We start from the raw sequence: 15,865 nt of genomic DNA on the forward strand, positions 1-15,865 counted from the left end.
CCTGCCAAATAAAATGAGTTTATTTAAAAAGATATTTTCTAAAGAAAAAAAGGAGAACCTTGATAAAGGTCTGGAGAAATCAAAGACCAGTTTCTTTGATAAAATGAGTAAGGCTGTGGCCGGAAAATCCAAGGTGGATGATGAGGTGCTGGATGACCTTGAAGACGTGCTCGTTAGCAGTGATGTTGGAGTAGCTACCACTATTAAGATCATCAACAGAATAGAAGACCGCGTGGCCAGGGATAAATACCTGGGAACCGATGAATTGAATAAGATACTTCGTGAGGAGATCGCTGCGCTTCTTTCTGAAACCAGTTCAGGTGAATACTCTGAACTTGATATTCCTGCCGATAAAAGACCCTATGTAATCATGGTGGTGGGAGTGAACGGGGTTGGAAAGACAACAACCATTGGGAAACTGGCCCATCAATTTAAAAAACAGGGTAAAAAGGTGGTGTTGGGAGCAGCCGATACTTTCCGTGCTGCTGCTATAGACCAGCTTCAGATCTGGGCCGACAGGACAGATGTGCCAATCATCAAACAGAAAATGGGAAGCGATCCGGCTTCCGTGGCTTTTGAAACTATTAAGCATGCCGTTCAAATGGATGCCGATGTAGTATTGATAGATACCGCAGGGCGACTTCATAATAAGGTTAATTTAATGAAGGAGCTTTCCAAAGTGAAGAGAGTGATGCAAAAGACCGTTGCCGATGCCCCTCATGAAGTACTTCTTGTACTGGATGGGTCAACAGGACAAAACGCCTTTGAACAGGCTAAACAGTTTACTGCGGCAACCGAGGTAACCTCGCTGGCTGTGACTAAACTTGATGGGACCGCAAAAGGCGGAGTGGTGATCGGTATCAGCGATCAGTTTAAAATTCCTGTAAAATATATAGGTGTTGGAGAAGGAGTGGAAGATCTACAGGTGTTCAATAAATTTGAATTTGTAGATTCCTTCTTTAAATAAACCTATGAATATAAGACTAATACTTTTCCTTTGCATTTTTATAACTATAAGCTGTAAGAATGATAAATCTGAAAATGATCTAACGGAAAATCAGCTCCAAACCAATTCTACAGACACTGTAGAAGAAATGGAATTTAAGGTGGTAGACTCCAGGTTTATCGATAATGAGGAATTATGGGCTCCGTTTCAATCTGATCTTTCTGAATTTACAGGCGAGGTTTATGAAGAAGTAAAGGCTCTGGTCTTTGAAAAGTCCATTCCCCAGATTCAGCAATCAATAGATGAAGGGAAACTGACCTATGAAGAACTCGCGCTTTTTTATCTTTCCAGAATAAAGGAATATGACAGGGATAATGAGCTTTCCCTTAATTCTGTAATTGCCTTGAATCCTGATCTATTAAAGGAAGCCAGACAGAAGGATGAATTAAAGAGTAAGGTTGCAAACCATCATCTTATTTTCGGGATTCCCGTTCTTTTGAAAGATAATATCAACACTGCCGCAATGCCAACCACGGCAGGAGCTGCGGCACTTCAGGATAATGATACTCAGGATGCTTTTATAGTTGAACGCCTAAAAGAAAATGGAGCCATAATTCTTGGTAAAGCGAACCTAAGCGAGTGGGCCTATTTTTTCTGCGGGGAATGTCCCAGTGGCTATTCGGCGGTGGGTGGCCAGACTCTCAATCCGTACGGAAGGAAAATACACGATACCGGTGGATCCAGTTCCGGAAGCGGAGTAGCGGTTGCAGCGAATCTTGCACCTGTTGCAGTAGGTTCTGAAACTTCTGGCTCTATACTTTCACCTTCCAGTCAGAATTCGGTCGTTGGTTTAAAACCTACTGTAGGATTGCTTAGCAGGGGAGGAGTTGTGCCTATTTCAAGCACTCTGGACACACCCGGCCCTATGACAAGGTCAGTTATAGATAACGCAATTCTACTTTCTGCGATGACTGGAGTGGACCAGAAAGATCCGGCTTCCAAAGCAGCGGGAAAAAAAGAGAACAATTTTTATTCAGATTTAAAGCAAACCGATCTTAAAGGCAAAAGGTTTGGCGCCATTAAATCTTTGATGGAAGATACCTTGTATTTAAGGGCGGTTAATGATCTTAGGAATGCAGGAGCCGAAATAGTTGAATATGAAGCCGAGGAAATAAACCTTCCAAACTTTATCAGATTGCTTAACCTGGATATGAAGAAAGACCTGCCTGAATATTTTAAGAATTATGGCGGAGAGCCCCGGTTTCAGAATGTTCAGGATGTGGTGGATTATAATTCGGAAGATTCCCTTGGTCGTGCCCCTTACGGTCAGGCCTTGTTTTTGGGAATAATAAAAGATTCGGCTTCAACAGAAGAATTTACAGCCATAAAAGATACCTTAATGAGAAACGGTACCCGGTTTTTTGAAAAACCCATGAAGGAATATAAACTCGATGCTGTGCTTTCAATTAATAATTACCATGCTGGCTTTGCTGCCGTGGCAAAGTACCCGGCCATAACAGTGCCTATGGGCTATAACTCGCAGAATGCCCCTAAAGGACTAACATTTATTGGAAAACCCTTTACGGAACAACAGCTTTTGCAATGGGCATATACATTTGAACAAACCACGAACCGAAGAAAAACTCCGGAAAACTATAATGAGTAATACTTCCCACAGATACCTCGTTTTAATATCAAAGATCATTTTCTTTTACAGTATTTTTTATGTGGTCATGAAGATACTGGCCATTTTTCAGGGAGCCTGGCTGATTCCTAATCTAATCCTGAGTCTTCCATACGTCATTTTTGCCATGGTTGGTGGGATAATGGTAAAAAGGAATTCCTATCACTGGGCATATGTTATTGCGGGAGCGATAATTATTAGTCTTATACGTTATTACGAGCAGGAGTGGATGGTACAATTACATAACTACTTCAATTAAGTGCAGTTGGCTGGCGCTCATAACAAAAAGTCCTATCCGGAAATTGTTTATTTAAATGGGGAATGGATGAAACATGACCAAGCCAGTATCTCAGTATTTGATCGTGGATTTATGCTTGGGGATGGAATTTATGAAGTAACCCCTTTTTATGAAGGTAAGGTATTTGGACTGGAGGAGCACCTGAAACGGCTTCAGTATTCCCTTGATGAGATCATGATAGATCTTGATGCCGGGAGTCTGAAACCAATGATGTTTGAAGCGATCTCGAAAGCCGGACTGTCAGATAAGGATGCCGCAGTCTACATCCAGGTTTCACGAGGGGTTGCCCCCAGAACGCATTATTTTCCTGAAAATATTGAACCCACATTACTTATTTATGCCTTTCCGGCATCTTTAAAGGGTTTTGAAAATAAACAGTGGAGCGTGCTGGTTTCCGAAGATCTCAGGTGGCATCGTTGCGATATCAAATCTACCTCGCTTCTCGCAAATATTAAATCTAATTCCGAATCTCACAGATTGGGACTGGATGAAAATCTACTGGTACGCGATGGATTTTTTACGGAAGGTTCACATTCTACTATCTTTTTCATTAAGGATAATATTATCTATACCCATCCCGAAGGACCTCAGATCCTTTCAGGGATCACCCGAAAATTTGTTATAGCTATTTGTGCTGAATTGAATTTTGAGGTAAGAGAGGAAGCTTTTCCTTTATCTGCGTTGGATAAAGTTGATGAGATTTTCCTAACCGGGACCACCACCCAGGTGATGGCTGTAAAAGAAATGTTCTCTGACGGAAATAAAATTTTTAATGAACCTGAAATCGGACCTGTGACCCAAAAGATCCAGCAGGCATTCATTCAGAAAACACGTAGTCTTTAGAAAGACATTATTCCTTTATCACATTATATTTCTTTAGTATTGGTATAACCTTTTCCATGGGCAGCGCTTTAATACTTCTTCCTTTAAAACCGGTCATGGTCTCGGCGATGAATAATGAATTAAAAATAGCCTCTTCGGTAGCTTCGATGGCGGCCATAAAGATGGGAGACATTAAGTCATTTGGTACGACTTTCTTTTCCAGCAGATCAGATTCAATTTTATATGGTACCCTGTTTTCTTCCGAGGTGGAAAATGCGATAACATAATCACCGCTTCCGTTGGATGCAATACCTCCTGTCTTGGCTAGACCCAGAATGGCTCTTTTTGCCATTCGCTTTAAATTCCGGGTGTCCAGGGGAGCATCTGTAGCTACCACGATCATACATGAACCATCGGCACTGTCCATGATCCTGTCTCTAAAACTGAATTGATCCAGAACTTCCCCAACCGGGGCTCCATCTATTTGCAGGTTACCTCCAAAATTGGTCTGTACAAGAACTCCTACCGTGTAACCGCCGAGACTTTCAGGCAAATTTCTGGAAGACGTCCCAATTCCACCTTTAAACCCGAAACAGATAGTTCCTGTTCCCGCCCCTACATTTCCTTCCTCCACTTCTGTATCTGCATTTTCGATCGCGGAGATCACGTCTTCTATTTTCACATGCTGTCCGCGAATATCATTCAGGTAACCGTCATTGGTTTCACCAACCACAGCATTCACAGATCTCACATCTTCATTTCCTTTCTGATTCAGTGTATATTTTATTAGCGCATTCATTCCGGTTGCAACATTCAGTGTATTTGTAAGTATGATGGGAGTTTCAATATTTCCCAGCTCTTCAATTTGTGTGCTTCCTGCAAGTTTTCCAAAACCGTTACCAACAAAGACCGCTGCAGGAACTTTCTGCTTAAAAATATTACCTTCATGTGGAAGAATTGCGGTAACTCCGGTTCTAACCGAATCTCCTTTTATAAGGCTGGTGTGTCCCACTTTTACACCGTCAACATCGGTGATAGAGTTCTTAGGCCCGGGAGGCAGAACTCCGGGTTCGATGCCCAGGTCGCGTATTCGTTGCTGGGAAAAAGCATTGGAATTTAAAAGGAAAATGCAGAAAAGAAGTGCAACGAAATGTTTCATTCGAAATGATTTTTGAAATTTGAAGATACAAAACCAATTGTAAGTTTCGAGAAGACTTTAAGTCTTAAGAGCTAAGCTTCTTGAATTCTAATTTTAGATTGTATCTTTGCACCCGCTTAGAATTTCTCTAATCAAAGAATTCCGGGCTCAAATATAGATCAGTAAGTTTATGAGGACTAAGTCGTTAAAGAAAAACAGGATTAATGTAGTCACCTTAGGTTGTAGCAAGAATGTGTACGACAGCGAGGTGCTAATGGGGCAGTTGAAGGCCAATAAGAAAGACGTTGTCCATGAACAAGACGGGAATATTGTTGTTATAAATACCTGCGGATTTATTGATAATGCCAAGGAACAATCGGTAAACACCATTCTTGAATATGTTCAGAAAAAGGAAGAAGGGGAAGTAGATAAAGTATTTGTGACCGGATGTTTGAGCGAAAGATATAAGCCGGACCTTCAAAAGGAGATCCCGAATGTGGATCAGTATTTTGGAACAACTGAGCTACCCGGACTTTTAAAGGCTCTCGAAGCTGATTACAAACATGAACTGATAGGGGAAAGGCTTACTACAACTCCTAAGAATTATGCTTATTTAAAGATAGCTGAAGGCTGTGACCGTCCCTGTTCATTTTGTGCAATTCCTTTGATGCGTGGCGGGCATAAATCCACACCCATTGAAAACCTTGTTAAGGAAGCAGAAAAGCTTGCCGCAAATGGGGTAAAAGAATTGATACTTATCGCTCAGGATCTTACTTATTACGGTCTTGATCTTTATAAAAAACGTAATCTGGCCGAATTACTGGAAAACCTGGTTAAGGTTGAAGGTATCGAATGGATAAGGTTGCATTATGCTTTTCCCACCGGTTTCCCGATGGATGTATTGGAAGTGATAAAGCGCGAGCCCAAAGTTTGTAATTATCTTGATATCCCGCTACAGCATATTTCAGATGAGCTTCTTAAATCGATGCGTCGTGGTACAACTCATGAGAAAACGACCAGACTTCTGAAAGAATTCAGAAAGAAAGTGCCGGAAATGGCTATAAGGACCACGCTTATTGTTGGATACCCGGGCGAGACCGAGGAGCATTTCCAGGAATTGAAAGAGTGGGTGAAGGAAATGCGTTTTGAACGCCTTGGTTGCTTTACCTATTCTCATGAAGAGAATACACATGCCTATAACCTGGAAGACGATGTTCCTCAGGATTTAAAGCAGGCAAGGGCTAATGAAATTATGGAGATCCAGTCTCAGATCTCATGGGAACTTAACCAGGAGAAAATAGGTAAGACTTTCAAAGTAGTGATAGACCGTAAGGAAGGTGATTATTTTGTAGGCCGTACCGAATTTGATTCACCCGATGTTGATAATGAAGTACTTATCGATGCGAATTCAGTTTATCTTAAAACAGGCGATTACTATGAAGTTAAAATCACCGATGCAGCCGATTTTGATCTTTATGGTGAACCTCTGAATGTAAAAACCGAAAAGCCTGAACGAAAAGAATTGAGAGTGAGGTCTGTTTTGAAATAAAATCATACTGAAAAAATCTGGGTTTAACTTATTATAACGAAACCCCACAGGTTTTTAAAACCTGTGGGGTTTTTCATTAAAAGTAAAAACTGTAAAACTGGCAAGGAATTAAAGGTCAAGTCAATTTAAGCAATAGTGACTTCATCTTCGAGATAGACCTGCTGCACGCTGTTCAGGATTTCCACTCCTTCTTTTAACGGACGCTGAAAGGCTTTTCTTCCCATGATAAGCCCGGCACCACCAGCGCGTTTATTAATGACGGCCGTCCTTATAGCTTCCTTAACATCTGACTCTCCTTTGGAACCTCCACCAGAGTTAATTAAACCTATTTTGCCCATATAACAGTTGGCTACCTGGAGTCTGCAAAGATCTATCGGATGGTCTGTGGTTAAACTTTCATACATCTCGTCGTCATACTTCCCAAAATTTATATCTCTGAATCCATAGTTGGTTTCCGGTAATTTCTGTTTTATAACATCAGCTTTTATGGTAACGCCAAGGTGGTTGGCCTGTCCGGTAAGATCGGCTGCTGAATGATAATCTTTATCGCCCGTTTTGAAACTGGAATTTCGGGTATAACACCATAAGATGGTTCCCATTCCCAGCTGATGGGCTTCTTCAAAGGCTTCTGCAATTTCAACGATCTGCCTGTTGCTTTCCTTGGAGCCGAAATAGATGGTAGCGCCTATTGCTACAGCCCCCATATTCCAGGCTTCCTTTACGGTTCCATATGGAATCTGGTCATATTTATTAGGATAGGTGAGTAGCTCATTGTGATTTATCTTGACCACAAACGGGATCTTATGAGCATACTTTCGGGCATGAAGTCCTAGCACTCCGAACGTGGAAGCAACTCCGTTACAGCCCGCTTCAATGGCCAGTTTTATGATGTTCTCAGGATCAAAATAATCCTTGTTCTTATAAAATGAGAAAGCCGCAGAATGCTCTATTCCCTGGTCTATTGGAAGGATATTCAGATAGCCCGTACCCCCGAGGTTTCCATGATTATAAAGTTGTGCAAGACTTCTTAGTGTTTGAATATTCCTGTCACTGTTTATAAAGGTTTCTACCGGTCCCGGGCCCAAAACCTTAATCCTGTCTGCCGGAATCTTTTTACAGGTATGCTCAAGGTAATATTTGGCATCCTTTTTTCCGAGAATTTCTCTTATTTGGTCGATATATTCCATATCTGAAATTTTTGGTTGGTTATTAGATCCCAAAGGGAAAAGTCTCAGGCGTCAAATTTTCCCTTGGTTTTAATTTTAGAGGGTGTAATGCCTGGGTCTGGTCTATATAAAGAAAGGCATCATATCTTTCAACCATATCTGAAGGCACATAATTCCCGCTTTCTCTTTCAGGGTCGTAAACCACCCCGATAGCCCGATGGTCCAGGTCTACAGAAAATGCGTTGGTGATCTCAGGATGCTCATCAAAAATCAATAGTTTATTGGTTCCGTTAAATTGATGCATTTTACCTTCAAAGCTGTTTTCCCTGGCAGGGGGAACATACATTTCCTGCATCGGTGCTCCCCATGCACTTCCCGCAATCACCGAACCTTCATAAGAGCCAAAACCAACGAGTACCGAATTGTTATATCCTTTCTCTTCACGCACCAGCTGCCCCACATTTACAAGGCCGGAATGGGCCATATCGGTAGCACGAGCATCGCCGATATGCGTATTGTGCTCCCATACAATCACCTTTGCCTGATTCCCGTGATAATCCATAAGTCTGTTAAGGGTCTCCATCATATGGCGGTCGCGTACATTCCATGAACTATTGCCGAATTCTGACATGGCCTTATAATATTTTTCGGCATTTGCCATTACAAGGGAATTGATCTCTGCATTTAGATCGGCTTCCAGCTCACTATCGTAATTATGGGATCGTTGTCTTACTTCCTTTAGTAAACTGATTACTTCATCCTGACATCCTGGTTTTGACCGGCTGAATACTGATCCGTAGGAGTCTTTTTCCCTAAAAGGTTCAAAGCACATCATAGCCTGTCGTGCCAATTCCGCAGTTTCCGGATCTTCCTTCTCCAGATATTTTACGATTATCTCCATGCTTTCCCAGAGGCTGTATACATCCAGCCCGTAGAAACCAATTTTATCTTCTTTGGATTGATGCTGATTATAATCTCTAAGCCAGTCAGCAAAAGCGGCAGTTTCCCAGTTAGCCCACATCCAGGTTGGCCACCTGTGGAATTCATGCAACACCTCCTGAATATCCTGTCCTACTCCATCCTTTATCCATTTATTAATTTTAAAGCAATCAGGCCAGTCGCCTTCCACGGCTATGAATGAAAAACCTTTTTCTTCAATGAGTCTTTTTGATATTTGGGCACGCCAGGTATAATATTCGTGTGTTCCATGACTGGCTTCACCCAACAACACATATTGTGCATCTCCAACTCTTTCAAGCAGTGGATCCAGATCGTTCTTTGAGTGAAGGGGATGAAAAAAATCTGAAACTTTCTTTGGATGTAGGGTGCTCATAACTCATGAGGTATTGGTTACATACCTGAATTTAAGCGTTTTAAATGGAAGCCAGGCTTAGGGAGATGATAAAATATTGATAAAAAAAGTTAAGAATACTGCCAAAAGATAGGCCAGGTGAACGGAGTCCAAAGGCAGGCTCTTAAATTGGAATATTTAATAGCACTGTTTACCCATGAATTGCATGTCCTGAAAGCATGAAAAGAAGATTTTGAGGCGTAGAACACATCATTGTCTGAATAATGGAAGTTCAGAGGTGTGAGGCTTCGGTCATCATTTAATTCAAAATGCTTCAAAAAATATTCTGAAAGTCTTTTATATTCTTCCGCTTCAATATTAAGTTCAATAAATTTATCAGAATCTATTTGACTAAGCTGTGTTATATGTAATGCTGAGGGTGTATTCAGGAATAAGGCTTTAAAAGCAGTTTTAAAGCGGAGGTCCTCCCAATAGGGGGTAGTCCTGTAGAATTCCCGGTCACCCCAGCCAAAGGAGTAGTATTTTGCATTTGCTATTGATGAAGGAAAATGTTCGGGGAGGATAAGATTCTTCCAGTTGATGATTTCATTCGCAATGGGAACCACAATATCTGTATGGGAGCCATTCTGAACTATATAAATCTTTATTGCACCATTGGTGCCGGAAGTTTTATTGACGGGGATCAGCCCTCCAAATATTACCAGTAGGGAATATATGAATAGAGGCATAAGTAGAATGATGAGTAGTTTTCGAAAGTATTTTCCCCAAATTCCCATTATGATCTTAAGCTGTTGAATTTGATTCTTTCTTCCGTTTTCTGTGATCTACATAAACGTAGATAGCATAGATCAGTATTCCCGCTCCGCCTATCCAGTATAGGCCGTTCTTAAGTTCTTGGGTGTCCCTTCCAAAATAGGCTATAGCAAATGATAATGGAATGATGCCTGTTAAGGTGGCGAAAATGAACTTTCTGTATTTCATCCCCAGCATACCGGCAATGATACTTATGGCATCATTTGATAAAAACGGAGAGATCCTGAAGATGGCTATAGTCCAGAAACCGTAATTGGAAACCCAATACTGAACTTTCTTATTCTTGGAACTGCCAATCACTTTCTGGAGGTGCTCCTCTCCCAGCCATTTCCCTATATAGAAGGCGATGGTTGAAGCACAAAACACCCCGGATATCGATATGAGAGCCCCGCCCCAGAACCCATAGGCCAGAACTGCTACGATCATTGGAAGCCAGGAAGGGAAGACCACCAGGAAGATCTGAAGTATCATAACGATAATGATTGCTACTGGTCCCCAGATACCAAAACTTTCAAAATGAGAGCTGATCCTATCCTCATCATTACTCCATAATATATTCCAGGTTTCATTAATGAAATCCTGGAACGGGGGATAGGCAAAATATAGAAGTAATAGTCCGGCAATTATGCTCCCGGTAAGTATATAGGACGCTTTTTTAGACAATACTGTTTTTTTTAATTATTTGGAAAGCTTAAGTTTCCGGGTCAAAAAGATATGAAAAAGGCGGAAATGTTAATTCCCGCCCTGCCTTAAAACTTTGATAAAGTTTTAATTTTCGGCATTATCTGGATTCAGTAATATGGGTTTTCCATAGCCCAGGTCCTCAAGTTTCTCAAGCTGGGTTTCGGCGTCTCCTACAATAAGGTAGTACATCTTTTCCGGATTAACGTATTTTCTGGCGAGGTCCTGGATATCCAGTACATTCAATTCTTCCACCTTAGACTCACGGTTTTTAATAAAATCGTACTCATATCCATAATCGTTTATTTCCCTTAACATATTGAGTTTGGCTCCAAGAGTTTCAAAACGCCGTGCATTGCTCTTTATCATATAGCTTTTAGTCACATCAAGATCTTCCTGGCTAAAAGTTGAAGGATACTCTTTTAAGATATCCCTTACAAGTTCTGCCGCCTCATAAGTAATATTGGTCCGCACCCCACTACTTATCATAAAAGGGCCAATATAGCTTCTGTCTATAAAACGCGATCTTATCCCGTAAGTATAGCCCTTTCCTTCCCGGAGTTCCTGGGTTAATCTTGAGGCAAAACCTCCTCCGCCGAGCCTGTAGTTCATCACTTCGGCAGGGTAGAAATCTTCGTGGGTAGCTGAAAGTGCTGGCGAACCAAAGGCGAAAACAGACTGTTTGGCCCCGGGAACGTCGTAGAAATAGATCTTGGATTTTTCGGGACTCCGGATTTCAGTAATCTCAGGGAAATCGATATTTTTAGGTGGCCAGTTTGCAGAAATAGCCCTAACGGGAGCCAGGGCCCGGTCTTTTTCAATGGCACCCACCACCAGAAAACTTGAGGCCAGTGGTGAAAGATTCTCTTCATAATAGTTTTGAAGATCTTCCAGGCTGATGTTGTTTACAGTTTCTGGCGTTCCAAGTTCATTGTATGATAAAATGTTTTTCTCTCCGTAAATCAGTTTTTTGAACTCATTTTGAGCAATACTGTTTGGATCTCCTTTTTCCTGTTGAAGCTGACTAAGTGTTTGTTGTTTGATGAGCTCAAACTCCTTTTGATCCCAGCGTGGCTCCAGTAATATTTCTTTTACCAGTTCTATGGTTTCAGAATAATTCTTGGAAAGTGTGTTTCCGGAGATCGTTATTTTTTCCGTTTCTGCATTTATATAGATGGACGCTCCCAGTAATTCAATTGCTTCTTCAAGCTCTGCAGGTGTTCTTTTTGCGGTTCCTTTTGTCATCAATTCTGCCAGCATATTTGAAATTCCTGCTTTTGCAGGTTTCTCCAGCAGCTGGCCACCTTTGATCTCCAGGCTGAACTGTACCAGTGGAACTTCTTTGTTGGTAATGCCCAATACTTTCATTCCCGATGGCAGATTCATTTCCCAGATGTCAGGAATATTCAGTTCGGGTTTTCCATGATAAGGCGGTTCTATGCTTCTGTCGAAATTCGAAGGGGTTTTTTTGTAGGTAGCCTGTTGATTGGGATTCACTTCATCCTCAGCACCTTCAATGATTTTTTCCTCAACTACCTCGGCTTTTTCTGAATTTTCCAGAGCGAGTTCTAACTGATCTTTAGGCACAAAACTGGTTGCTACATAATTCTTACCCCGTATGTATTTATTATAAACCCGCATTACATCCTCAGGGGTTACCGCCAGTAATTTTTCAACTTCTTTATTTATATAGTTAGGATCGTTCGCGAAGATCTGGTACTGGGCAAGCTGAAAACCTTTTCCCAGAACGCTGGAAATAGAATTATAAAAACTGGTTTCGAGTCCTGCTTTTATTCGCTTCAGGTCTTTTTCGGGAATGCCGTTCTTTTCAAAATTGGTGAATGTTTCCTGGATAGCTTTTTGTACGGAATCTAAATCTTTCGAATCGTAAGCTCTTACCTGCACCATCAGCTGCCCGGCAAGTTCAGAAGTATAGTTAAACATATACACATTGGCGCTCAGCTTTTCTTCTTCAACAAGTTTCTTATACAAGGGCGCGTTCTTTCCATCGGCCATATAATTTGAAAGGATCTCCAGGGCGTAAGTGTCTTCATGGTAAGAATAGACCGAAGGCCATGCAAGTGTTAGTTCGGGCAGTTTTGCAAAATTGTCTTCGTGATAGAGCTTTTTGGTTTTTTCGAGGGAGACCATTTGTTTTTCAAGCCTTTCGATCTGCGGACCCTTCGGAATCTCATCAAAGTATTTATGTACCCATTCCTTCGCCTGTTCCTTGTCAAAATCTCCCGAAATGGTAAGGATCACGTTATTTGGGACATACCATTTATTATAGAAATCCTTTACGTCCTGAAGACTGGCATTCTGAAGGTCCTCAAGGCTACCTATGACCTGCCAGTGATAAGGATGGCCCTTCGGATAGAGGTTCCGGTCTATTACATAGAAAGTATGACCATAAGGCCGGTTATCATAATTTTGACGTTTTTCGTTCTTTACTACCTGTTTTTCTTTGGCCAGGACAGGCTCTGTTACGGTATTGATGAAAAAGCCAAGTTTATCGGCTTCGGCCCAGATCATTTTTTCAAGAGCATCGCTTGGCACCGTTTGGAAATAATTGGTTCTGTCTCTGCTGGTCGATCCATTTGCACCTGATCCGCCGATCCTGGCACTTAACTTATCCAATCCGCCTTTTCCAAGGTTTTCCGATTCCAGGAAAAGGAGGTGTTCAAAAAGATGGGCAAAACCGGTCCTCCCTTCTTTTTCCCTCGCCGATCCTACGTGAACAGTAAGTGCCACGGCGACTACAGGATCAGATTTATCCTGGTGAAGTATTACCTGTAACCCATTTTCAAGACTGAAGGTTTCAAAATCAACCGTGAAATTTCCGGTTTTTTCCTGGGCTAAAGCAGGAATGCTAATGCTCAGAGCTAGTAAACAATAAAAAAGCTTTCTTAAACTCATGATTTACATATTTATAAGCCGGCTACAGTATTGTTGGCAAAGAAGACTGCATTTACAAAGAAGAGTTTTCCATTTTGCCAGAACGCCCTGAACAATGGATTGTCAACCATATAAATGACTGTTCCTCTTCCCATAGGTACTTCTCCAAAGACCAGCGAATTATCCAGTTTTTTTACAGCCTCGCTTCCGGCGAAGCCTGAAACCACTTCAGGAGTATTTATGTAGGCAATATTATACCCATCTCTGAGTAAAGAGTAGCTATCGCTGCTTAGCTTAAGGCTGAAGTAATTATCATCATACCCAAAGGCCATTGGGTGGGTATTGTCCACATTTGTTTTAATGATGCTTCCTGTAATCAGATTCTTGATGCTCTCACGTTCTCTCCTGGCATAAGGTATAAGGTTAGCCCTCGTAGCAGTTGAATCTTTTTTCGTCTCTTCGTTCTTTTTTAAGCCGAACCCATCTTTATCTGTAAAGCTTCCAACAGCATTCCCTATTGCAATAAGCTTTCCTCCACTTTTTACCCATGAGGTAATTTTTTCCTCGGTTTCTTCATCCAGCCATTCACTATACCAACCTGAAGGCATGATAAGAACATCAAATTCAGCAAGATCAACTCTGTTAAAATAATCGGTACCAAGCGGAGTAACGGGGTAATTGAGATCCTGCTCGAAGAAATACCATACTTCTCCAAAATTAAGTGATGAAACTTCATTCCCACGTAGCAAACCTATTTTCTGGTCATTTATGATCTTGATATCTGAGGATCCGAAATCTGGTCCGCTTCCAGCAAAACTTGTTTCGGCTACCAATAGTTGGCGCTCCTCTTCGTTAGCTATCTCAATGACTTTTTTATCAAAATTCTCGTAATCAAGATTATCGCTTTTGGTAATTATAAGACTTCCCGGTTCGAATTTCTGCCCGTTGCTCTGAAATGGCACTTCACTAAAACGTACTTTTATTCCTGCCTTGATAAGTTCGGTAAGAAATGTTGCATCCTGCATGCTGTTCCATTTAGTGATATAACCTGCTCCCTCCGAATTTGCTGAGTTTTGTATATCCTTTACAGGAGCTTCGTTTTCAGCCTGTATAAGCCTGTTGCTTGCAACCGCATCCAGTCCGTAGGCATATGGGAGGCTCCAGGCGGTAATATCATAGGTAAGTGAATCGGCCAGTTTCGTCTTTGGCTCAAAAAGCACCTTTACCATTTTACCTTTTGCCTGATTGGTGGATACGATCAGTGTATTTGCATCGGTGTTCAGATTGCCGCTACCATTATTTTTGTAGTTGTATCCGCTAACCCTATCAGACTTGGCAAATGAATATTTGATTTCATGTTTATCCAAAAGCTTCGTTAGTGAACTTATCTTATCAGCATTCCCCTTAAGGGCATAACTTTTATATTCAAAATTGTCATCACTAAAATAACTTTGGAACTCCCTGTTTAATTCTTCTGCATTTTTTGAAGCTACTTCTACTGTAGAAATTCCTGTTGTAAAGTGATGTTCCACACGATCCTTTAAAGTAAGTATATAGCCTTCGTCAGTTTCAATGCCTAGTCCAGCCCTTCCATGTCCAGCCTGTTCATAGGTCATTCCAATTGCCCCCAAATAGGTAGGATAGGTGTCCCCGTAACTGGGATACAATAGGTCAAAGCGCTCACCGGTGAAATATAACCAGCCTTCACTATCAAAATATCTTGCGTGATTCTTCCCTATCCTGGTCTGAAACTCTCTCTGGAATGGAGTGATGATCTCATGAAAAGGTTCTGCCGCCGGTGCGAAATAATATGGTTCATTAATTCCCTGTTCATGAAAATCTACATGTACATGTGGAAGCCATTTATTGTAAACCTTCAAACGCTCCCGAGTTTCAATTTGGGTAGCCCAGGCCCAGTCACGGTTCAGGTCAAACAGATAATGATTAGGTCTTCCGCCCGGCCATGGTTCATGGTGTTCGGCAGCTTCCTGTGAGGTGTTGTATGGTTCTGCCTTCACCTGGTTATACCAGTTGGCATACCGGTCACGACCATCAGGGTTTATACAGGGATCAATGATCACTACTGTATTTTTAAGCCAGTCCTGTTTCTCCGTAATAAGATTGTAAAGGGTTTTCATGGAGGCTTCTGTACTTGAAGCTTCATTTCCATGTACATTGTAACTAAGCCATACAATGGCAATATCAGATTCTTCAGATCCATTGCCTATCCCGGCATTTTTCAGATGATTAGACCTAATCTGTTCAAGATTGGCCATATTTTCTTCTGAAGAGATAATGGCATAAGTCAGTGGTCTGCGTTCATTGGTCTTTCCATAGGTGTGATATTCTACCATTGGGGAGCTTTCGGCCACATGATTGAAATAATTTACCACATCGGCATGTCTGGAAAACTGACTTCCAAGTTCATAACCCAGAAACTCTGAAGGGCTGTTAAATTGTTGTGCAATAGTTAATTGTATTCCAATAAAAAAAATGGAAAAGAAGCTGATATAATTTTTCATTAAGTGTACTAGTTTTGTATAAGCCGAGTAAAGATAGTA

At 41.4% G+C, this 15,865-nt stretch carries 12 protein-coding genes; 5 read left to right on the forward strand and 7 right to left on the reverse strand.

Going from position 1 to position 15,865, the window contains the following annotated elements; all coding sequences use genetic code 11:
• Positions 1-13: 13 nt before the first annotated feature.
• From ftsY to LU635_RS16710, 4 genes are all read left to right on the forward strand, one after another.
• Positions 14-967, forward strand: coding sequence for a signal recognition particle-docking protein FtsY (gene ftsY, locus LU635_RS16695; RefSeq protein WP_240100729.1), 954 nt, complete (start codon positions 14-16; stop codon positions 965-967).
• Positions 968-971: 4 nt separating this feature from the next.
• The gene (locus tag LU635_RS16700; protein ID WP_240100730.1) at positions 972-2,612 is read left to right on the forward strand and encodes an amidase family protein; all 1,641 of its coding nucleotides are present in this window, start codon (positions 972-974) and stop codon (positions 2,610-2,612) included.
• Positions 2,605-2,889, forward strand: coding sequence for a hypothetical protein (locus LU635_RS16705; protein WP_240100732.1), 285 nt, complete (start codon positions 2,605-2,607; stop codon positions 2,887-2,889). Before LU635_RS16700 ends, LU635_RS16705 begins: the two co-directional genes overlap by 8 nt.
• Before the next feature lie 66 nt (positions 2,890-2,955).
• Positions 2,956-3,771 (forward strand): aminotransferase class IV, encoded by an 816-nt coding sequence (locus LU635_RS16710; RefSeq protein WP_240100734.1) that lies wholly within the window; start codon positions 2,956-2,958, stop codon positions 3,769-3,771.
• A 7-nt stretch (positions 3,772-3,778) separates the two neighbouring features.
• Here LU635_RS16710 and LU635_RS16715 read toward each other — a convergent pair whose 3' ends face one another.
• On the reverse strand, positions 3,779-4,909 hold the full coding sequence (locus LU635_RS16715) for a DmpA family aminopeptidase (protein ID WP_240100736.1): 1,131 nt from the start codon (positions 4,907-4,909) through the stop codon (positions 3,779-3,781).
• Between the two features lie 169 nt (positions 4,910-5,078).
• Between LU635_RS16715 and rimO the strand changes: the two genes are divergently transcribed.
• The gene (rimO, locus tag LU635_RS16720; protein WP_240100738.1) at positions 5,079-6,437 is read left to right on the forward strand and encodes a 30S ribosomal protein S12 methylthiotransferase RimO; all 1,359 of its coding nucleotides are present in this window, start codon (positions 5,079-5,081) and stop codon (positions 6,435-6,437) included.
• 125 nt (positions 6,438-6,562) lie between these two features.
• Here the strand turns inward: rimO and LU635_RS16725 are convergent, their stop codons facing one another.
• From LU635_RS16725 to LU635_RS16750, 6 genes are all read right to left on the reverse strand, one after another.
• Positions 6,563-7,624, reverse strand: a complete 1,062-nt coding sequence (locus tag LU635_RS16725; protein WP_240100739.1) for a class I fructose-bisphosphate aldolase — start codon at positions 7,622-7,624, stop codon at positions 6,563-6,565.
• A gap of 22 nt (positions 7,625-7,646) precedes the next feature.
• The gene (locus tag LU635_RS16730; protein ID WP_240100740.1) at positions 7,647-8,936 is read right to left on the reverse strand and encodes an erythromycin esterase family protein; all 1,290 of its coding nucleotides are present in this window, start codon (positions 8,934-8,936) and stop codon (positions 7,647-7,649) included.
• A gap of 89 nt (positions 8,937-9,025) precedes the next feature.
• Positions 9,026-9,643: a TIGR02117 family protein gene (locus LU635_RS16735; RefSeq protein WP_240100741.1), complete on the reverse strand. Its 618-nt coding sequence runs from the start codon at positions 9,641-9,643 to the stop codon at positions 9,026-9,028.
• A 55-nt stretch (positions 9,644-9,698) separates the two neighbouring features.
• Positions 9,699-10,391, reverse strand: coding sequence for a TVP38/TMEM64 family protein (locus tag LU635_RS16740; protein ID WP_240100742.1), 693 nt, complete (start codon positions 10,389-10,391; stop codon positions 9,699-9,701).
• A 105-nt stretch (positions 10,392-10,496) separates the two neighbouring features.
• Positions 10,497-13,325, reverse strand: coding sequence for a M16 family metallopeptidase (locus tag LU635_RS16745; protein WP_240100743.1), 2,829 nt, complete (start codon positions 13,323-13,325; stop codon positions 10,497-10,499).
• 11 nt (positions 13,326-13,336) lie between these two features.
• Positions 13,337-15,826, reverse strand: a complete 2,490-nt coding sequence (locus LU635_RS16750) for a M14 family metallopeptidase (RefSeq protein ID WP_240100744.1) — start codon at positions 15,824-15,826, stop codon at positions 13,337-13,339.
• Between the last annotated feature and the right edge of the window lie 39 nt (positions 15,827-15,865).

It is taken from the genome of Christiangramia crocea, from assembly GCF_022410465.1.
GTDB classification, from domain to species: Bacteria; Bacteroidota; Bacteroidia; order Flavobacteriales; family Flavobacteriaceae; genus Christiangramia; species Christiangramia crocea.